The organism is Actinobacillus suis ATCC 33415, from assembly GCF_000739435.1.
Lineage (GTDB): Bacteria > Pseudomonadota > Gammaproteobacteria > Enterobacterales > Pasteurellaceae > Actinobacillus > Actinobacillus suis.
Genome location: NZ_CP009159.1, coordinates 2,300,281 through 2,320,222 on the forward strand (window position 1 = coordinate 2,300,281; position 19,942 = coordinate 2,320,222).

16 protein-coding genes are annotated in these 19,942 nt (G+C 42.0%); 9 read left to right on the forward strand and 7 right to left on the reverse strand.

What is annotated here, in order from left to right; genetic code table 11:
• Positions 1-48: 48 nt before the first annotated feature.
• The 4 genes from ilvA (at position 49) to serA (ending at position 5,177) form a co-directional block, all read left to right on the forward strand.
• Positions 49-1,575, forward strand: coding sequence for a threonine ammonia-lyase, biosynthetic (ilvA, locus tag ASU1_RS10720; RefSeq protein ID WP_015674370.1), 1,527 nt, complete (start codon positions 49-51; stop codon positions 1,573-1,575).
• Positions 1,576-1,676: 101 nt separating this feature from the next.
• Entirely contained in the window at positions 1,677-3,011 is a 1,335-nt protein-coding gene (gene glmM / locus ASU1_RS10725; protein WP_015674371.1) for a phosphoglucosamine mutase, read from the forward strand.
• Between the two features lie 143 nt (positions 3,012-3,154).
• Positions 3,155-3,814 (forward strand): ribose-5-phosphate isomerase RpiA, encoded by a 660-nt coding sequence (gene rpiA, locus ASU1_RS10730; RefSeq protein WP_015674372.1) that lies wholly within the window; start codon positions 3,155-3,157, stop codon positions 3,812-3,814.
• Between the two features lie 133 nt (positions 3,815-3,947).
• Positions 3,948-5,177 carry a phosphoglycerate dehydrogenase gene (gene serA, locus ASU1_RS10735; protein WP_015674373.1) on the forward strand — a complete coding sequence of 410 codons (1,230 nt, stop codon included), beginning with the start codon at positions 3,948-3,950 and terminating at the stop codon, positions 5,175-5,177.
• Between the two features lie 75 nt (positions 5,178-5,252).
• Here the strand turns inward: serA and znuA are convergent, their stop codons facing one another.
• Positions 5,253-6,260 carry a zinc ABC transporter substrate-binding protein ZnuA gene (znuA, locus tag ASU1_RS10740; RefSeq protein WP_015674374.1) on the reverse strand — a complete coding sequence of 336 codons (1,008 nt, stop codon included), beginning with the start codon at positions 6,258-6,260 and terminating at the stop codon, positions 5,253-5,255.
• A gap of 145 nt (positions 6,261-6,405) precedes the next feature.
• Here znuA and ubiD point away from each other — a divergent pair, with 145 nt between their 5' ends.
• Positions 6,406-7,869, forward strand: coding sequence for a 4-hydroxy-3-polyprenylbenzoate decarboxylase (gene ubiD, locus ASU1_RS10745; RefSeq protein WP_015674375.1), 1,464 nt, complete (start codon positions 6,406-6,408; stop codon positions 7,867-7,869).
• Between the two features lie 149 nt (positions 7,870-8,018).
• Positions 8,019-8,540, forward strand: coding sequence for an isoprenylcysteine carboxyl methyltransferase family protein (locus ASU1_RS10750; protein ID WP_015674376.1), 522 nt, complete (start codon positions 8,019-8,021; stop codon positions 8,538-8,540).
• 69 nt (positions 8,541-8,609) lie between these two features.
• Here the strand turns inward: ASU1_RS10750 and ASU1_RS10755 are convergent, their stop codons facing one another.
• Positions 8,610-9,617 carry an RsiV family protein gene (locus ASU1_RS10755; RefSeq protein ID WP_015674377.1) on the reverse strand — a complete coding sequence of 336 codons (1,008 nt, stop codon included), beginning with the start codon at positions 9,615-9,617 and terminating at the stop codon, positions 8,610-8,612.
• A gap of 472 nt (positions 9,618-10,089) precedes the next feature.
• Between ASU1_RS10755 and rne the strand changes: the two genes are divergently transcribed.
• Positions 10,090-13,155: a ribonuclease E gene (gene rne, locus ASU1_RS10760; RefSeq protein ID WP_179130572.1), complete on the forward strand. Its 3,066-nt coding sequence runs from the start codon at positions 10,090-10,092 to the stop codon at positions 13,153-13,155.
• A gap of 165 nt (positions 13,156-13,320) precedes the next feature.
• Entirely contained in the window at positions 13,321-13,866 is a 546-nt protein-coding gene (locus ASU1_RS10765) for a hypothetical protein (protein ID WP_015674379.1), read from the forward strand.
• A gap of 149 nt (positions 13,867-14,015) precedes the next feature.
• Here ASU1_RS10765 and ASU1_RS10770 read toward each other — a convergent pair whose 3' ends face one another.
• The 5 genes from ASU1_RS10770 to ASU1_RS10785 form a co-directional block, all read right to left on the reverse strand.
• The gene (locus tag ASU1_RS10770; protein ID WP_039195591.1) at positions 14,016-16,880 is read right to left on the reverse strand and encodes a valine--tRNA ligase; all 2,865 of its coding nucleotides are present in this window, start codon (positions 16,878-16,880) and stop codon (positions 14,016-14,018) included.
• Positions 16,881-17,512: 632 nt separating this feature from the next.
• Positions 17,513-17,689, reverse strand: coding sequence for a hypothetical protein (locus tag ASU1_RS11955; RefSeq protein WP_015674382.1), 177 nt, complete (start codon positions 17,687-17,689; stop codon positions 17,513-17,515).
• 75 nt (positions 17,690-17,764) lie between these two features.
• Entirely contained in the window at positions 17,765-18,247 is a 483-nt protein-coding gene (locus ASU1_RS10775) for a hypothetical protein (protein WP_015674383.1), read from the reverse strand.
• A gap of 24 nt (positions 18,248-18,271) precedes the next feature.
• On the reverse strand, positions 18,272-18,703 hold the full coding sequence (locus ASU1_RS10780; RefSeq protein WP_015674384.1) for a GNAT family N-acetyltransferase: 432 nt from the start codon (positions 18,701-18,703) through the stop codon (positions 18,272-18,274).
• 1 nt (position 18,704) lies between these two features.
• A complete protein-coding gene (locus tag ASU1_RS10785; RefSeq protein WP_015674385.1) occupies positions 18,705-19,142 on the reverse strand; it encodes a DNA polymerase III subunit chi in 438 nt (145 codons plus the stop codon).
• Positions 19,143-19,440: 298 nt separating this feature from the next.
• Between ASU1_RS10785 and lysM the strand changes: the two genes are divergently transcribed.
• Positions 19,441-19,884 carry a peptidoglycan-binding protein LysM gene (gene lysM, locus ASU1_RS10790; RefSeq protein WP_005621301.1) on the forward strand — a complete coding sequence of 148 codons (444 nt, stop codon included), beginning with the start codon at positions 19,441-19,443 and terminating at the stop codon, positions 19,882-19,884.
• Positions 19,885-19,942 lie beyond the last annotated feature (58 nt).

The following is a 19,942-nucleotide window of genomic DNA, read 5'->3' on the forward strand; positions in this document are numbered from 1 at the left end:
TACGCCGATAGTTAAAGTATAAAAATATAAAAAATACAGAGCAGTGTTATGAGCAATCCAACAATTCAATCCGGCACCGATTATCTGCGTGCTATCTTAAGTTCCAATATCTACGACCTTGCACAAGTGACGCCACTCCAGAAAATGGAAAAGCTTTCCGAGCGTCTCGGCAACCAAATTCTTATCAAACGTGAAGATCGCCAACCGGTACATAGCTTCAAATTGCGTGGCGCTTTTGCGATGATCTCAAATCTTTCAGCTAGTCAAAAGGCGGCAGGTGTAATTACCGCTTCAGCGGGCAATCATGCTCAAGGTGTTGCGCTTTCGGCAAAACATTTAGGGCTTCGTGCACTTATCGTGATGCCGCAGAATACACCGGCAATTAAAGTGGATGCAGTAAGAGGATTCGGCGGAGAAGCATTGTTATTTGGTGCGAATTTTGATGAAGCGAAAGCGAAAGCATTAGAACTTTCCGAAGAACTCGGTATGACTTTTGTACCGCCTTTTGATCACCCGATGGTGATTGCCGGACAAGGTACAATCGGTATGGAATTAGTACAGCAACGTTCCGATTTAGATTATGTGTTTGTGCCGGTCGGCGGTGGCGGTTTAGCGGCGGGTATTGCGGTGTTGATTAAACAGGTTTTACCGAATGTAAAAGTGATTGGTGTTGAATCCAAAGATTCCGCTTGTTTGCAACATGCGTTGAAAGTCGGTAAGCCGGATAACTTGGAACGTGTCGGATTATTTGCAGACGGGATTGCGGTAAGACGTATCGGCGATGAAACTTTCCGCTTATGTCAGCAGTACATTGATGAAGTGGTGTTGGTCGATAATGATCAAATTTGTGCGGCAATGAAAGATATTTTTGAAAACGTACGTGCGGTGGCAGAACCTTCCGGTGCGACTTCGTTAGCCGGCTTAAAAAAATATGTGAAAGAACATCAGCTTGAAGGCAAAAATTTAGCTTGCGTGCTTTCCGGTGCGAATTTGAATTTCCATACATTACGTTATGTTTCGGAACGTTGTGAAATCGGTGAGAAACATGAAGCCTTATTAGCAGTAACCATTCCGGAACAAAAAGGTAGTTTCTTAAAATTCTGTGAAATTTTAGGTAATCGTGCGGTGACCGAATTTAATTACCGCCATGCAGATGATCATCAAGCTTGCATTTTTGTCGGTGTGCGTATTACCGGCAGCACAGAAAAGGCTGAGATTATTCGGGATTTACAACAAAACGGCTACGATGTCACGGATCTTTCAGATGATGATATTGCGAAAACACATATTCGTTATATGGTGGGCGGACGTCCAACCAATCTTGCGAATGAGCAGCTTTATAGCTTTGAATTCCCTGAACAAAAAGGTGCATTATTAAAATTCTTACAAACGCTAACCGATTGGGATATTTCCTTATTCCACTATCGTGCGCACGGGGCGGACTACGGTGATATTTTGGCGGCGTTTGCGTTAAATAGTGAAGATGAAACCAAATTTAAACAACATTTGGAACAACTTGGATACCGTTATCAGAATGTAACGGAGAGCCCAGCGTATCGTTATTTTTTAAAATAACCGGCTAGCAGCGAATTTTTTGTTTAAATTGTTGTCTAAGCTTTTGCAATTTATAGCTTTTTTCTTATTAATTTTTTCTACTCTCTTTCGAGGATTTAAATATGGCAGAACGTAAATATTTTGGTACGGACGGTGTACGTGGCAAAGTAGGTCAATTTCCTATTACTCCGGATTTCGCATTAAAACTAGGCTGGGCAGCAGGTAAAATTCTTGCAACACAAGGCACAAAAAAAGTTTTAATCGGTAAAGATACTCGTATTTCTGGCTATATGTTGGAGTCAGCATTAGAAGCAGGTCTTGCGGCAGCAGGTCTTTCAGCTGCATTTGTAGGCCCTATGCCAACACCAGCGATTGCTTACCTTACCCGTACTTTCCGTGCTGAAGCGGGGATTGTGATTTCAGCATCACATAACCCATATTACGATAATGGTATTAAGTTTTTCTCGAATGTCGGTGAGAAATTACCGGATGAAGTAGAAGAAGCGATTGAAGCACTTTTAGATCAACCGATGGATTGTGTTGAGTCAGCACAATTAGGTCGTGCAACGCGAATCAATGATGCGGCAGGCCGTTATATTGAATTCTGTAAAGGAACCTTCCCGGCAAACGCAAGCTTGAAAGGCTATAAAATTGTAGTGGATTGTGCGCACGGTGCAACTTACCATATCGCACCTAATGTCATGCGTGAGCTTGGTGCGGAAGTGATTGAGATCGGTACGAAACCGGACGGTTTAAATATCAATGAAAAATGTGGTGCAACCGATATTACCGCATTACAAAAAGTTGTCGTTGAATCAGGTGCGGACGTAGGTCTTGCTTATGACGGTGACGGCGACCGTATCATGATGGTTGACCATTTAGGTAATAAAGTAGATGGTGACCAAATCCTATTTATTATTGCTCGTGAAGCATTACGTTCAGGCAAATTACACGGTGGTGTAGTCGGTACGTTAATGAGTAATATGGGCTTAGAAGTGGCATTAAAACACTTAGCGATTCCATTTACTCGTGCGAATGTCGGTGACCGTTACGTATTAGAACAATTAAAAGAAAAAGGCTGGAAACTGGGTGGCGAAAACTCAGGTCACATTATCGTGTTAGATAAAAACACCACTGGTGACGGTATTATCGCTTCTCTTGAAGTACTTGCAGCGATGGAAGCGCATAAAATGAGCTTAAATGATCTTGCGCGTGCAGTGCCGTTATTCCCACAAGTGTTACTTAACGTTCGTTTTGAAGGCGGTAAAAATCCGTTGGAAAGCGATGCGGTAAAAGCGGTGGCGGCAGACGTGGAAAAACGTCTAGCAGGCAAAGGACGTATTCTTCTGCGTAAGTCTGGTACAGAGCCACTCATTCGTGTTATGGTGGAATGTGAAGACGGTGCATTAGCACAAAGCTGTGCGGAAGAAATCGTTGAAGCGGTTAAAAATAACTAACTAATGACAAGCGGTCGAATTTTTGCAAAAATTTGCGGAAATTCGACCGCTTTTCTTATTGCGACTTTCTTGGTCAGTAGCCGAAAAGAAGCATAGCGTTTTACTCTCATCTTAAAATAATACTAACTAAAAAAGGATTCATTATGACCCAACAAGAAATGAAAAAAATTGCTGCTCAAGCTGCGCTTCAATTCGTAAAACCGGATACTATCGTGGGGGTGGGGAGCGGTTCTACCGTAAATTGTTTTATTGATGCATTAGCGTCAATGAAAGATCAAATTAAAGGTGCGGTGGCAGCATCAAAAGCTTCTGAAGATCGCTTACGCGCGATCGGTATTGAAGTGTTTAACGCAAATGAAGTGATTGAATTAGACGTATATATTGACGGTGCGGATGAAATTACTCCTCAAGGCGCAATGATCAAAGGCGGTGGTGCGGCATTAACCCGTGAGAAAATCGTTAGTTCATTAGCGAAGAAATTTGTTTGTATCGTAGATAGCTCAAAACAAGTGGATGTACTAGGTTCAACCTTCCCGTTACCGGTGGAAGTGATTCCAATGGCACGTTCTTACGTTGCTCGCCAATTGGTAGCGTTAGGCGGTTCACCGGAATATCGTGAAGGCGTAGTGACTGATAATGGCAATGTTATTTTGGATGTACACAATTTCCAAATTCTTGAGCCATTAAAAATGGAACATACCATCAATAATATTGCCGGTGTCGTGACAAACGGAATCTTTGCACAGCGCTATGCAAACGTAACTATTGTCGGTACTCCTGAAGGTGCAAAAATTATCGAATAATCGTACTCTTTGATACACGGAATGTAATGATAAAGCTTATAACGATAAGTTCTGTTAAAGTGAAAAATATTCCGTGTATTTCGTTAGGCAATGTGATAAAAGTAAAAGCAAACAAAACACACAAGGACCTAAAATGACAACTCCTATCGACAAATCTCAAATAAAATTTCTTTTGCTAGAAGGCGTTCATCAAAATGCATTAGACGTGCTACAGGCGGCCGGTTATACCAATATTGAATATCATAAAAAAGCGTTAGACGGTGATGACTTAATTAATGCCATTAAAGATGCGCATTTTGTAGGCTTACGTTCTCGTACTCATTTAACTAAAGAAGTATTAGCGCATGCGAAAAACCTAGTGTCGATCGGCTGTTTTTGTATCGGTACCAACCAAGTCGATTTAAATGAAGCGAAACGTCTCGGTATTCCGGTGTTTAATGCACCGTTCTCAAATACTCGTTCGGTAGCAGAATTAGTATTAGCCGAAATTATTCTCTTAATGCGCCAAGTGCCGAAAGCGAATGCGGAAGTACATCGTGGCGTATGGAACAAATCCGCAGCCGGCTCAAATGAAGTACGTGGTAAAAAATTAGGGATTGTAGGTTACGGTCATATCGGTTCGCAATTAAGCGTGATGGCGGAATCTATCGGTATGCAAGTGTATTTTTATGATATTGAAAATAAACTGCCGTTAGGTAACGCACAACAAATTGCAAGCCTCGATGAGTTGCTTGCTAGCTGCGATGCGGTTTCATTACACGTACCGGAAAATGCTTCAACCAAAAATTTAATGAATGCGGCTCGTATTGCGCAATTAAAAGAAGATTCGGTGTTGATCAATGCGGCGCGTGGTACGGTGGTTGATATTGACGCTTTAGCAGCACGTTTAGCGCAAGGTACGTTACGTGGGGCGGCGATTGATGTATTCCCTGTAGAGCCGGCTTCAGTTAATGATCCGTTTGAATCACCGCTATGCCAATTCGATAATGTGATTTTGACTCCGCATATCGGTGGTTCAACTGCAGAAGCACAAGCGAATATCGGTACGGAAGTGGCAAGCAAATTCGTTAAATATGCGGATAACGGCTCAACTCTTTCAGCGGTTAACTTCCCTGAAGTATCGTTACCGATTCTGCACAGCGATGCGAAACGTTTGTTACATATTCACGAAAACCGCCCGGGTATTCTGAATAAGATCAACCAAGTATTCGTAGATGGCAACGTGAATATTGCCGGTCAGTATCTACAAACCGATCCGAATATCGGTTATGTGGTCATTGATGTGGAATTAGACGATGCAAGCGAAGCGTTAGAACGCTTACAACAAATTGACGGCACAATTAAAGCCCGTGTGATTTCATAATATTTATATCAAATGACAAGCGGTGAAATTTGCAAAGTTTTCTGCAAATTTCACCGCTTATTTTTTATCTTTCGATTACTTCAAACATTGACTGAATTCATCAGCAATCGCTTGTAAGAATTGCGGATAAGCGGTTTGACTTAATTCGATTTTTGCGCCAAGCGGATCTAATTGTCCGACTTTAACTTGCGTACCTTTGCTGAGGCTTTCAATCACTTTCGGTGTGAATTGAGGTTCGGCAAATAAACATTGCGCCTTGTGTTCAGCGATATTTTTCTTAATTACGCTTAACGTTTTCGCACCCGGTGCTACACTTGGGTTAATGGTGAATGAACCTAATGAATTTAAATCGTAGGTACGCTCAAAATAGCCATAAGCATCGTGGAAAGTATAATAACCTTTACCTTTCACTACAGCTAATTGTTGACGAATTTGTTCACTCTTAGTGGTTAAATTTGCTTTAAATGTTGCAAGATTCTCCGCAATTTTCGCTTTTTGCTCCGGTAATTGTACGCTTAGGCGTGCTGCGATCTGTTCTGCTGCGGCAAGGCTTGCTTCAGGCGAGAACCAAATGTGCCAGTCTTTATCATGGCTGTGGCCTTCGTGATCATGGTGATGATCATGACCTTCATGAGCGTGTTCATGATGCTCATGTTTGTGATCGTGGTGTTCGTGTTTATGACCGTGTTCATGCTTATGGTCGTGATCATGCTCATGTTTTTTATCGTCATCATGATCATCATGTTTTTCAGTCGCATCGACAATTGCTTTAATTGCCGGTACATCATCTAAACTAAGCACTTTCTCTTTCGGTAATTTGTCGATACTTTTTTCTAAAAACGTTTCTAAATCTTCACCCACCCAAACCACAAGTTGCGCAGATTTTAACTGCTCTACATCAGATGGCTTTAAGCTGTAATCATGCGGAGATGCGGTCACCGGCAATAACACCTTGCTCTCTGTAACGCCTTCTGTGATTGCGCTTGCGATAAAGCCTAATGGTTTGACCGTAGTAAGTACATCGGCATTTGCGACTGCGGTTGTGCCTAGCATAGCTAATGCTAAAGCGGTTTTCTTAAACATAGTATTCTCCTTTTGGATTAAAGTTGAGCGATTCTATCAAACTTTCGTAAAATTGCTATATAGTTTAGCATAAATTTTTTATGGGTATTTTTCATTTGTTGTTTTCTATATACTAGCGGTCAGATTTTTCTGATTTTTTACCAATATGAAATACAAAGATTTACGTGAATTTTTAGTGCTGTTGGAAAGCCAAGGCGAATTAGTGCGAGTTAAGCAGGAAATCGATCCTTATCTTGAAATGGCGGAAATTTCCGATCGCACATTACGCAAAGGCGGACCGGCGATTTTATTTGAAAACCCAAAAGATTATCAAATGCCGGTACTCTGTAATCTGTTCGGTACACCAAAACGTGTTGCGTTAGGTATGGGGCAAGAAGATACACACGCCTTACGAGAGCTGGGGAAATTATTAGCGTTTCTCAAAGAGCCTGAGCCACCGAAAGGTTTTAAAGAGCTGATCGGGCAATTACCGCAATGGAAACAAGTGTTGAATATGCCGAGTAAAGTCTTGGGTAAAGCGGATTGCCAACAAATAGTATTAAGTGGCGATGAAGTTGATCTGTATAAATTACCGATTATGCATTGTCACGAAGGCGATGTTGCACCGCTTGTCACTTGGGGATTAACCATTACCCAAGGGCCTTATAAAAAACGCCAAAATCTTGGGATTTATCGCCAGCAGCTGATCGGCAAGAACAAGCTGATTATGCGTTGGTTATCGCATCGTGGCGGTGCGTTGGATTTCCATGAATGGAAGGAAGCTAATCCGGATAAACCGTTTCCGGTTTCGGTGGCTATTGGTGCCGATCCGGCAACTATTTTAGCCGCGGTCACACCGATTCCCGATACTTTATCGGAATATGCGTTCGCTGGTTTATTACGAGGTCAGAAAACTGAGGTGGCCAAGTCCATTAGTAATGATTTGGAAATACCGGCAAGTGCAGAAATAGTGTTGGAGGGTTATATCGACCCGAATGAAACGGCACTAGAAGGCCCGTACGGCGATCATACCGGCTATTATAATGAACAAGAGTATTTTCCGGTATTTACCGTGACGCATATCACCATGCGTCGTGATGCGATTTATCACTCGACTTACACCGGTCGTCCGCCGGATGAGCCGGCAGTTCTTGGCGAAGCGTTAAACGAAGTATTTATTCCGATTTTGCAAAAGCAATTTCCGGAAATCGTGGACTTCTATCTACCGCCGGAAGGATGTTCTTATCGCCTTGCAGTGGTGACGATTAAAAAACAATACGCCGGCCATGCAAAACGGGTAATGATGGGCGTTTGGTCGTTCCTTCGCCAGTTTATGTACACCAAATTTGTGATTGTCTGTGATGACGATGTAAACGCAAGAGATTGGAAAGACGTGATTTGGGCGATTACTACACGTTGTGACCCGAGCCGAGATACGACTTTAATCGATCATACACCGATTGATTATCTGGATTTCGCTTCACCGATTGCGGGCTTAGGCTCAAAAATGGGGATTGATGCCACCAATAAATGGCAGGGCGAAACCAGCCGTGAATGGGGTACACCGATTAAAAAAGATCCGAATGTTGTTAAACGTGTTGATGAAATTTGGGATCAATTAGGGCTATAACTTTAACAATACGGTGAAAAGTTCGCTGAAAATCACAAGAGCAAGCGGTTAAATTTCCTTAAAAATTTACCAAATAAAAACAGCTTATTTCAGCAGCTTTCGCCGTGTTTGATTTTTATTTTCTATTACCATTTATTAAAGGAGAACTTATGTTACTGGTAAATCTTACCTTTGTTAGCTTTTTTATTGTCCGTTTGTATAGTTTGAGCATTTCGATTAGAAATGAGAAAGTGCTTATCCAAAAAGGTGCTACGCAACACGGCACTAAAAATTCAAAACTATTATCTATTGTGCATGTCCTGTTCTATTTTTCTGCGTTGTTTGAAGCGAATTATTTTGCCCATCATTGGGACTATCTCAGCACGATCGGCACAGTTACTTTATTTTTCGCCTATATTGCGCTCTTTTGGGTGATCAATGAATTAAAAGAAATTTGGACGGTGAAACTCTATATTTTGCCAAACCATAAAATTAACACTTCAACGTTATTCAGAACGATTAAACACCCTAACTATTTCCTAAATATCATTCCGGAATTAATTGGCGTGGTGCTACTTTGTCATGCATGGAACACATTGATGTACTTATTCCCTATTTACCTCGTTGTATTAGGTATTCGCATTTATCAAGAAGAAAAAGTGATGAAGCCGCTGTTTGAACAAGTTAAATAAGTACCAAATAACAAGCGGTTAAATTTGCAAAATTTTCTGCAAATTTAACCGCTTGCTTATATGACTTAATTACTCATTTTCAGCTTGGATATGATCCGGTGCTAAATCGTAGCCGTCTTTCGGTTTACGTTGATATTCCGTATTGAGTAACTGATTAATTTCGTACCAAGGTACAGTCAGGCTGATTTCACCTTCAGCGAATGGGCCTAATGCATACGGCGGATAAATAAATTTCACCCCATCATCGGTAAATAAGAAATCTTCCGAAACATAAAAGTCTTGTTTCGGGGTAAAGGTGCTGTATTTGCCGTTTGCATCCGGTTTGTTACGCTGTTCGTAATGACTCCACAAAATCGCAGAGAGTTCCACTTGTTTTGCTGGAGAGAGTAAGTCATCCAGTAAAATAATACGTTTTTTATTTACATCGATATTAAAATATTTGGTGTGGTAGTTATTATGTGCGCCGCCGCTGTATTCGTCATAGTTTTGGAAAAAGGTCACGATATTATGGCGTTGTCCTAAATAAATCGTTTCGGCGGTGCGAGAAATACCGAGTGTCATTCCTTCTTTTAACGTTTCTAAACTTTCCTGATAATCTTTTTCTAATACCGTTTTCAACTGATTTAACTCATCACCGTTTATCGCATTACGATCGATTTTACTGTCGGCATCCGCCGGAACAGGCTGATAGCTAATTAAAATCTGTTTCGCCAATAAATTATCCAACCAATCAAAACCAGTTTTGGCAAGGCTGATGAAATAATATTGTTCTGCGGAAAGAATCGCTTGTTCTTGATTCGCCTCCGGTTTGAATTTTATGCGCTCCGCTTTAGCAAAAAATGGATAAATTTCAACGTGTAATGCCGGAAAAGTAGCTAATGTATCACCTGTTTTTCCCGCAATCGATTGCTGTAAAGCGGTCAATTCTTGCTGAGATTTTGCAAGCTGTTCATTTAGTTGAGAAATTTTTTGTTCGGCTTGTTGTAATTGTGTTGTAGTAGATGCAGAATTTTTCTCATCGCAAGCGGAGACTAGCATCCCCATTGCGACCACTATTGCTAATAATGACTTTCTCATTAAATTCTCCTTTAAAATAAAGCTTAAATTCCATACAAAAATAGCAAAAATTCAACAAATTGCAATATTTTCTAAATAAATAGGCTACTCAAACCAGCGATATTTGCCTTGCCTATTAAGGCCTTAAAATGCAATAATGGTACGCTTTTTCTTGTCATAAAAATTGCACGGCAATTTAGTAAAAAATGACGCAAAAAGCACCGCTTGCTAAGTTGCAAGTAGAAAAGCTAAGTGATTGATTCTGCGGTTAATTCGAGACAAGAAGAATGAAACGTAAGACAAAATCAGCACAAATTGAGCCACTTAATTAAAACCTACTTTTTGACAGTCGGGAGACTGCCCGAAATCCAATAAGAATACAAAGGTATTTCAGATAATATAAGAAGGATTTAATTCAGCGTATTAATGCTTAAAAAGTATGTTTAATTGGAGCGGCAATTTAAGAACAAAAAACAAATAATGAGAAAACACAATGAAAAGAATGTTAATCAATGCAACTCAAAAAGAAGAGTTGCGCGTTGCACTCGTTGACGGGCAACGTTTATTCGATTTAGATATCGAAAGCCCGGGACACGAACAAAAAAAATCAAATATCTACAAAGGGAAAATTACCCGTGTTGAACCAAGCCTTGAAGCTGCATTCGTTGATTATGGTGCAGAGCGTCATGGTTTCCTTCCTTTAAAAGAAATCTCTCGTGAATACTTCCCTGCGGATTATGTATTCAACGGTCGCCCGAATATCAAAGATATTATCAAAGAAGGACAAGAAGTGATTGTCCAAGTGAGTAAAGAAGAACGTGGTAACAAAGGTGCTGCGCTGACGACTTTTATCTCACTTGCCGGTAGCTATTTAGTATTAATGCCGAATAACCCGCGTGCAGGCGGTATTTCTCGCCGTATTGAAGGTGATGAACGCTTAGAATTAAAAGAAGCGTTAGATTGCTTAGATGTGCCGGAAGACGTTGGTTTAATCGTGCGTACCGCCGGTGTAGGCAAGTCACCGGAAGAGCTTCAATGGGACTTAAAAGTGCTTTTACACCATTGGGAAGCGATCAAAAAAGCGGCGGAATCTCGTCCGGCTCCATTCCTTATCCATCAAGAAAGTGACGTGATTGTTCGTGCGATCCGTGATTATCTTCGTCGCGATATCGGCGAAATTTTAATTGATAACAAAAAAATCTTCGAAAAAGCGAAAAACCATATTCGTTTAGTGCGTCCAGATTTCATCAATCGTGTGCGTTTATATGAAGGTGAAGTACCGTTATTCAGCCATTATCAAATCGAATCACAAATCGAATCGGCGTTCCAACGTGAAGTGCGTTTACCGTCAGGTGGTTCAATCGTTATTGACGTAACCGAAGCGTTAACGGCGATTGATATTAACTCATCACGCTCAACCCGTGGCGGCGATATCGAAGAAACCGCACTAAATACCAACTTAGAAGCGGCGGATGAAATTGCACGTCAATTACGTTTACGTGACTTAGGCGGTTTGATTGTAATCGATTTTATTGATATGACCCCGGTGCGTCATCAACGCGAAGTAGAAAACCGTATCCGTGAAGCGACACGCCAAGACCGCGCGCGTATTCAATTCGGTCGTATTTCACGTTTTGGCTTGTTAGAAATGAGCCGTCAGCGTTTAAGTCCGTCACTAAGCGAAGCATCAAGCCATGTATGTCCTCGCTGCCAAGGTACGGGTAAAGTGCGTGATAACGAATCGATTGCACTTTCGATTTTACGTTTATTAGAAGAAGAGGCGATCAAAGAAAATACCGCCCAAGTTCATACTATTGTGCCGGTGCAAATTGCGTCTTACTTACTCAATGAAAAACGTAAAGCGATCTCAAGTATTGAAAAACGCCATGATGTACAAGTGGTGGTTGTGCCGACAGAAAGCATGGAAACCCCGCATTTCAGCGTATATCGTTTACGTGAAAATGAAGTGTTACCAACACTTAGCTACGATTTAGCGAAGCACTACCATGCTCGTGAAGAAGATACTCAACCGAATACACATACAGTTTCGGAAGAAGCGTTAGTGACACGTAATGAACCGGTGATTACCGTAGAATCAGTGTTACAAAGTTCTGAGTTAAATCTTCAACCTGCACCGACACCGGTAGCACCGGCAAAACCTTCACTCCTAAGTCGCTTAATTGCAAAAGTGAAAAGCTTATTTGCAACGGAAGAAAAAGTTGAAGAAAAACCGAAGCCGAAGGCTCGTAACCAACGTGAGCGCCGTAACCGTCGTGAGCGTCCAAATCGTGCAGAACGCCAAGAGCGTAAACAGCAACAACAAGACGAGCAAAAGGCACAGCGTCAGGAACGTAACCAAGAGCGTGCGGAATCGAAGAAAGCTCGCCGCCAAGTGGTTGAAGAAGTTGCAGGCGCTCCAGAAACTCAAACGGAACAAGCACAACGTCCGCAACGTGAAAATCAAGTAGCGGAACGCCGCCAACGTCGTGACTTACGTAAAAAAGTACGTGTTGAAGCGAATGACAACAACGCTATTGAAGCAAACCAAGCAGCGGTAAATCCGGTTGTAGCAAAAGCTGCTCCTGAAAAAGCCGTAGCGGAAGCGAAGCCTCAAGCATTTGTGAGTCCGGAAGTGATTTCAGCTGTAACGGAGAGCAAACCGTCAGACGAAAGTGTGAAAGCTGCTGTGCAAGACAGCAGTTCGGATGTTGTTGCGGAAGAACGTACGGAGCAGCGTGAAAATAATCGCCAACGTCGTTTACCTCGTCATTTACGTGTGGGTAATCAGCGTCGCCGTGAAAATAACCGCCGTGAACATTCTGCGGTAGCAGCAATGCCTTTAGCTGCAGCGGTTGCTTCTCTGGAAATGGCAAGCGGTAAGATTTGGGTGAAATTTAGCAACCAACCAGTGGCTACAAAAGCTGCACCGAAGGTAGAAGAGAAACCGCGTTTCTTATCTGTAGATGAAATGTTAGAGCAACAACAAGAGCCGGAAGTTGTACCAACAGCGCCAACCGTTGAGAAAAGCGTGAACTCTGCAGCACCTTTTGGCGCTTTTGTTACCCAGCATTCTGATCGTGATTTAGTGAAAGAAAACAAAGAACGTGCGCAGCATATTGTATCTGATGAGCCGAAAGAAGATGCGCAGTTGGTGGAAAAAGCAATGGCAAAACACGTTGCGCCACTAGGTGGTTTTGTTTCTCAACATACTGATCGTGATTTAGTAAAAGAGAAAAATGAACGTGTACAGAAACACCAAGCGCAAGCAACTTCTGCACCGGCACTTGAAAGTGTAAGCACAGAAGAGATTGTTGCTCCGGTATCAAGCTATGAAAGTAGCTATAGTTTCTCTGGTCATTTAGGTACATTCTCTCGTGTACAACATACAAAAGCTGCGATGACGGTGGCATCAGCACCGGCAGAAATGCCTGCCGAAGCAAATGTCACGGAGTGGACTCAGTCAAAATATTACTTCCATGGTAAAGGTTTTGGTGGTCATTCCAGTGCGGTAAGCCATGTACATTCAGCACCACGTATTGCAGGTGCAGAAGTGGAATAACCGTTAATTCATCGTTTTCAAAAAGCCAATTGTTTAGTCAATTGGCTTTTTTTTGTGCAATAAAGCTGTTATAGTTGCAACTTCTGAGAATAAGCTCAGTCTAAAAATCCCGAATGCGCTTGATTTAATAAGTCGCAGACTCTCTTTTTACATAAGGAAAAGCAAATGAAAAAATCTCTTTTAGCATTAGTATTAGGTGCAGCGTTTACATTAAGCGCTTGTGATCAAGCAAACCAAGCGAAAGACGCTGCAGCGGCAAAAGTTGAAGAAGCGAAAGTAGCAACTCAAGAAGCAGCACAAGCAGTAGCGGATAAAGCGGCTGAAGTGAAAGATGTAGCAGCAGCTAAAGCTGAAGAAGCAAAAGCAGCAACTCAAGAAGCGGCACAAGCAGTAGCAGATAAAGCGGCTGAAGTGAAAGATGCGGCAGCAGCGAAAGCAGAAGAAGCAAAAGCGGCAACTCAAGACGCAGCACAAGCAGTAGCGGATAAAGCAGCGGAAATGAAAGATGCGGCAGCAAATAAAGCGGCTGAAGTAAAAGACGCAGCAGCAGCGAAAGCAGAAGAAGCGAAAGCGGCAACTCAAGACGCTACACAAGCAGTAGCGGATAAAGCAGCGGAAATGAAAGATGCAGCGGCAACTAAAGTTGAAGCAGCCGCTGAAGCTGTAAAAGAAAAAGCAACTGAAGTAAAAGAAGCAGTTGAAACTAAATAATTCTTGCTAAGGTATCTCCAAACCAAAGCAAAAAAGCCCGCAATTTTGTGGGCTTTTCTTTTGGAAAATTATTCTATTTGATCGTTTTAATGTGAATAACTTGTGAGTATTAAAAAGCCGGATATTTCTATCCGGCTTTTATGTTTTAATTACAACGCTTCAATCGCTTTATATTGCCCTTGCAATTTCTCTAAACCATTTTGGTACTCTTGCATTTTTTCACGCTCTTTAGCAATGACTGCTTCCGGTGCTTTTGCCACAAAGGCTTCGTTGCTGAGTTTGTTTTCAATGCGAGTGATTTCACCACGCATTTTCTCGATTTCTTTGGTTAATCGAGCAAGCTCTGCTTCTTTGTTGATAAAGCCAGCCATTGGGATAAGTACTTCTACGTTACCCACTAATTTCGCTACTGAAAGTGGGGCAGTTTCGTCCGCACTTAGCACTTGTACGCTGTCTAATTTCGCCATCGCTTTTAACAAGCGGTCATTTTCCGCTAGAATTTTGCGTTGCTCGTCAGATACGTTGCGAACAAGGAATTCTAAGCCTTTGCTTGGTGCAATGTTGCTTTCCGCACGAATGTTACGCACAGCGATGATTAACTCTTTAATCCAGCCGATTTGCGCTTCCGCCGCTTCGTCTAATTCGCTTTCCACGACTTTCGGTAACGGTTGTAACATAATGGTATCCGCATCAATGCCCGCAAAGCCTTTCACTTTCTGCCAAATTTCTTCGGTGATGAACGGCATAATCGGGTGTGCTAAACGTAATAATTTTTCAAGCACACGCACAAGCGTTTGGCTTGCGCCACGTTTTTGCGCTTCGGTACCATTTGCAAATACTGGTTTGGTTAATTCTAAATACCAGTCGCAGAACTCATTCCATGTGAAGTCGTAAATTGCGTTTGCCGCTAAGTCGAAACGATATTGGCTTAATGCGTCACGGAATGTGCCAGCTGTGCGATTGAACGTAGATTCAATCCAGCGATCCGCTAAGCTATATTCCACTTCGCCTGCTGATAAATCTAATTTATCATTAGTTAATACGAAACGGCTTGCATTCCATAATTTATTACAGAAGTTGCGGTAGCCCTCTAAACGTTTCATATCCCAGTTGATATCACGACCGTTACTTGCTAATGCCGCAAGGGTGAAACGCAATGCGTCCGTACCGTGTGCAGCGATACCGTTCTCAAACTCTTTGCGAGTCGCTTTAGCAATTTTTTCTGCAAGTTGTGGTTGCATCATATTGCCAGTACGTTTTTCGAGTAAATCCTCAAGTGAGATACCGTCAATCATATCGATTGGGTCAAGCACGTTACCTTTCGATTTCGACATTTTTTGACCTTGCTCATCACGAATCAAACCCGTTACATACACGGTTTTAAACGGAACTTGTGGTTTGCCGTTTTCATCTTTCACAAAGTGCATTGTGAACATAATCATACGCGCAACCCAGAAGAAGATGATGTCGAAACCGGTGATTAACACGTCAGTCGGGTGGAACATTTTCAGTTCTTTAGTTTGCTCTGGCCAGCCTAAAGTTGAGAACGTCCACAAGCCTGATGAGAACCAAGTGTCTAGCACGTCTTCATCTTGGCGTAACGCAAGATCTGCCGGTAAATTGTGTTTTTGACGCACTTCTTCTTCGTTACGAGCCACATACACATTGCCTGCTTCGTCATACCACGCTGGGATACGATGTCCCCACCATAATTGGCGAGAAATACACCAGTCTTGAATATCACGCATCCAAGAGAAGTAAAGGTTTTCGTATTGTTTTGGTACGAATTGAATTTCGCCGTCTTCCACCGCTTTGGTTGCTACTTCCGCAAGTGGTTTCACACTCACATACCATTGGTCAGTTAGCATTGGCTCGATTGGCACACCACCACGGTCGCCGTAAGGCACTTTCAAATCGTGCGGTTTGATTTCGTCTAATAAACCTAACGCTTCAAAATCCGCCACCACTTTTTTACGCGCAGCGAAACGCTCTAAGCCTTGATAATCCGCAGGGATTTTCGCTTCATAAGTCGTTAGTGGTTTACCGTCTGTGCCGATAATTTCCGCTTCCGCACGGATATCCGCATTCATCGTCATCACGTTTACCATTGGCAAGCTGTGACGTTTACCCACTTCATAGTCATTGAAGTCGTGTGCAGGGGTAATTTTTACCACACCCGTACCAAACTCACGATCAACGTATTCGTCTGCTACGATTGGAATTTCACGGTTTGCAAGCGGTAATACTACCGTTTTACCAATTAATGATTGGTAACGTTCATCTTCAGGGTGAACCGCCACCGCTGTGTCGCCTAGCACAGTTTCAGGACGAGTGGTCGCCACCACTAAATAATCTTTACCGTCAGCGGTTTTCGCACCGTTTGCCAACGGATAGCGGAAATGCCAAAGTGAACCTTTGCTCTCTTTGTTTTCCACTTCTAAATCTGAAATTGCGGTGTGAAGTTTCGGATCCCAGTTCACAAGGCGTTTACCACGATAAATTAAGCCTTCTTCGTGTAAGCGAACGAACACTTCTTTTACCGCATTCGATAAGCCTTCATCCATCGTGAAACGTTCACGATCCCAGTCGATTGAGTTACCTAAACGGCGCATTTGTTGGCTGATTGTGCCGCCTGAATACGCCTTCCAATCCCAGATTTTATTGATGAAAGCCTCACGCCCATAATCGTGGCGAGTTTTGCCTTCTTCCACCGCGATTTTACGCTCCACCACCATTTGGGTTGCGATACCCGCGTGGTCTGTTCCGGTTTGCCAAAGGGTGTTATTACCTTCCATACGGTTGAAACGGATTAAAGTATCCATCAAAGTTTGTTGGAAAGCGTGCCCCATATGCAATGAACCGGTTACATTCGGCGGTGGAATTGCGATACAGTAACTTGGAACGTCAGGATTCTCAGTCGGCTTAAAATAGCCCTGTTCTTCCCAGTGTTTATAAAGTGCTTGTTCTACTGCAGACGCATCGAAACGGTCTGCCATTTGGAGGTTTTGGGTCATTGTTTTTCTCTTTGATATAAATTTGTGTAGGTAGCTTACAACCCACGCACGGCAAGCCGTACGTGGTTAGGATCAGCCTTCGGCTGAGTGAGCCACGCTGTGGCTCGGTATTTTTTCTAACTTTCAGCCCTAGCAGGGCTGAGTTATGCTTAACCTAGTACGGCTTTGCCGTGCTAGGATTTATCGGCATACTCAATCACTTCTTCACGTCCATCCACGCTTTAAATTGAATTTGTAGTTGGCGTTGTTGTTCTCTAATTTGTTCAATTTTGGTCATTTGATTTCTCCAAAATTTGTAAAATTTTATGGAAGTTCAACCGCTTGCAACCCACGCACAGCAAGCCATACGAGGTTACGATCAGCCTTCGGCTGAGTGAGCTACTCTGTAGCTCGGTTTTCAAATCTCCCCCCAGCCCCTCTTTACTAAAGAGGGGAGTTGTCTTGTGGTAATGTGGAGAACGCTATTCTTCCCTAAACCAGTTCCCCTCTTTAGCAAAGAGGGGTTAGGGGAGATTTGTCCAATACCATATCCAAATAAGGTATGCTGTTTTTCTGGTAAATCGCCGAAACCGCTTAAAATTTCTAGCCCTAGCGGGGCTGAACTATACGTAACCTAGTACGGCTTTGCCGTGCTAGGATTTATCGGCATGTTTTATGACTTCTTCGTGGCCATCAGGATAATGTCGAACAATATTTCCATTCGGTCGCTGAAACGTTAGCACTTCACGCTTTTTCTTATCATCCATCCACGCTTTAAATTGAATTTGCAGTTGGCGTTGTTGTTCTTTAATTTGTTCAATTTTGGTCATTTTCTTTCTCTAAAATTTGTAAAATTTTACGGAAATTAAACCGCTTGCTCAGCTGTGCTAGGCATCGGCATTGCCTTAACTTTTAGCCTGTTCTTGATTTGCCGGTGTTTGATGGCATTCTTTTAATTTAAACACGTGTTGGAATTCCGGATCTCGAGCTTTCTCGTAGAATGCGTGGAATTTTCGAATTTCATCTTCTAAGTTAACCGTACGAATAATTTGTTCTTGGATATAATCGTGTTTATTTCGGTTTGCTTCTAAATAACAGGTGATGGTTACCGTTTCGAATTCAACTTGTGCGCTGAGTTGCAGATCTTTATAAGGAATGCGTAGCGCATGGAAATTGTCTTGTACATATAGCCTTAGGTGTTCGCTAAGTTGTTCATTAAAAAAGTTGAAGAATTTATAGTTATTGACATATTCGTAATAGTCTATGTCGAAAATATTTTCACAGCTAAAGCGAAAATACATCATTTCTCTATCAATTTGGCGATATACATAATATGCCGCACTCAATAATAAAATGATGAGAATAAGGTAATAAAGATTGTCCATCATCAATTCTTTCCATACATACAATTGTTAACGTGTTAACGCCATATCCAAATGCGGGATGTTATCTTCCAAATAAACATCGGAAATCGCATTAAAACCGAGTGATTGATAAAACTGGGCTAAATGAGATTGTGCTTGGATATATATAGTGTGCTGCGGCCAAGTTTGTTTAGCGTAAGCAATTGCTGTTTGCATTAATTCACGAGCTAAGCCAGAACCTCGAGCTTCAATTGCAACCAGCACTCGACCGATATGTACGCCATCTTCTTGCAGGAAGATACGGCAATAAGCGGTCAAATTCTGTTGTTTTTTTGCGAAATGGTGATAAGCGATAAGATCTTTATCATCCACTTCTTGATAGGGGCAATCTTGTTCAACCACAAAAACGGCAGTGCGTAATTTGTAGATTTCAAATAATTCCGTTGTGGAAAGTTGTTCGAACGATTTGGTTTGCCACATATTATGCTTGTACTGTTTCAAGTTGCCAGCCAAGTTGGCGATATTGTTTGTAACGTTCGCGCGCTTGGGCTTTCTCTGCCTCATCCGCCGGTACAAAATCAATAATTTGATTAAAGCTATTAATAAAGTCCGGTAGATTTTTCTGGAGCGAAATAAGCAAATCACGACGCTGTGCATTGCGTTTGCCAGGCCATGATATTTCTATTGGCGTGGCATATTGGGTAACTTCGCCAGAAAGATTATGCGGTACAAAAGAATCGGGATCTCTCGCCCATAACGCTTCATCAATTTTTAGGGCTTGTTGTTCGGTTTCGCAGGCGATCAGCACTCGTTTGCCGAGTTTCCAAGCCTGAGCACTTAATTCACAAGCCATTGCTTCGGCGGCGCTGAGATCTTCAGAAGACGCTTGGCTCAGTAAATAAAATTTAACTTGTTTCACCTAACTGCCCTAATAAAATAATCAAAAATAACAAAAGGGATTAATTTTAGCCGAAAATGTGGAAAATTTGAAATGTAAGCGGTCATTTTTGCAATATTTTTTGCAAATTTAACCGCTTGTTGTTTGAATTTAGTGAAATCTATCTGAAATGAAGTTTGTGTTAAGTGAAATTTGTGATGCTTTGCCTATTGAACCAATCTTAGTTTTGCGGTTCTAACTTTGTGATTTGGCTATTTCAATCACCTTATAATGGTGTAAAATATAGCCTCCCTTAAACCTAACTTTAGAGGACTTTACCATGGGTTTATTTGATTTTGCAGCGAATATCGGCAAAAAACTTTTTAATAAAGAAGAAGAGGCATCACAAGCCGTAACGGAACATTTAAATGAAGACAATCCGGGCGTTGAGAATGTACAAGTAACCGTTGAAAACGGTGTAGCAAATTTAAGCGGTGTGGCGGCAACGGCAGCTGCGGTAGAAAAAGCGGTGTTAATGGCGGGTAACATTGAAGGTATTTCAGAAGTGAAAATCGACGGTGTTCAAATTGCTAACGGCGAAGCGCTTGCAGGTGATGACGAATTCTATGTGATTCAAAAAGGCGATACTTTATGGGAAATTGCAACCAAAGCTTACGGTAACGGTGCAAAATATAAAGCGATCGTTGAAGCGAATAAAGAAGTGATCAAAGACGAGAACAAGATCTTCCCGGGTCAAAAAATTCGTATTCCAAAAAGCTTATAATCTTTTAGGAAAGAAGGCGTAACCTAACGCTATTGCAAAAAATCAGTAAAATCGCACC

What these genes read in the sequence shown, in the direction of transcription:
- rpiA (WP_015674372.1), top strand. Translation starts at nt 3,155, where the DNA reads ATGACCCAACAAGAAATGAAAAAAATTGCTGCTCAAGCTGCGCTTCAA.
- ASU1_RS10755 (WP_015674377.1), bottom strand. Translation starts at nt 9,617, where the DNA reads ATGAGAAAGTCATTATTAGCAATAGTGGTCGCAATGGGGATGCTAGTC.
- glmM (WP_015674371.1), top strand. Translation starts at nt 1,677, where the DNA reads ATGGCAGAACGTAAATATTTTGGTACGGACGGTGTACGTGGCAAAGTA.
- rne (WP_179130572.1), top strand. Translation starts at nt 10,090, where the DNA reads ATGAAAAGAATGTTAATCAATGCAACTCAAAAAGAAGAGTTGCGCGTT.
- lysM (WP_005621301.1), top strand. Translation starts at nt 19,441, where the DNA reads ATGGGTTTATTTGATTTTGCAGCGAATATCGGCAAAAAACTTTTTAAT.
- ubiD (WP_015674375.1), top strand. Translation starts at nt 6,406, where the DNA reads ATGAAATACAAAGATTTACGTGAATTTTTAGTGCTGTTGGAAAGCCAA.
- serA (WP_015674373.1), top strand. Translation starts at nt 3,948, where the DNA reads ATGACAACTCCTATCGACAAATCTCAAATAAAATTTCTTTTGCTAGAA.
- ASU1_RS10750 (WP_015674376.1), top strand. Translation starts at nt 8,019, where the DNA reads ATGTTACTGGTAAATCTTACCTTTGTTAGCTTTTTTATTGTCCGTTTG.
- ilvA (WP_015674370.1), top strand. Translation starts at nt 49, where the DNA reads ATGAGCAATCCAACAATTCAATCCGGCACCGATTATCTGCGTGCTATC.
- ASU1_RS10765 (WP_015674379.1), top strand. Translation starts at nt 13,321, where the DNA reads ATGAAAAAATCTCTTTTAGCATTAGTATTAGGTGCAGCGTTTACATTA.
- znuA (WP_015674374.1), bottom strand. Translation starts at nt 6,260, where the DNA reads ATGTTTAAGAAAACCGCTTTAGCATTAGCTATGCTAGGCACAACCGCA.
- ASU1_RS10780 (WP_015674384.1), bottom strand. Translation starts at nt 18,703, where the DNA reads ATGTGGCAAACCAAATCGTTCGAACAACTTTCCACAACGGAATTATTT.
- ASU1_RS10775 (WP_015674383.1), bottom strand. Translation starts at nt 18,247, where the DNA reads ATGATGGACAATCTTTATTACCTTATTCTCATCATTTTATTATTGAGT.
- ASU1_RS10770 (WP_039195591.1), bottom strand. Translation starts at nt 16,880, where the DNA reads ATGACCCAAAACCTCCAAATGGCAGACCGTTTCGATGCGTCTGCAGTA.
- ASU1_RS11955 (WP_015674382.1), bottom strand. Translation starts at nt 17,689, where the DNA reads ATGACCAAAATTGAACAAATTAAAGAACAACAACGCCAACTGCAAATT.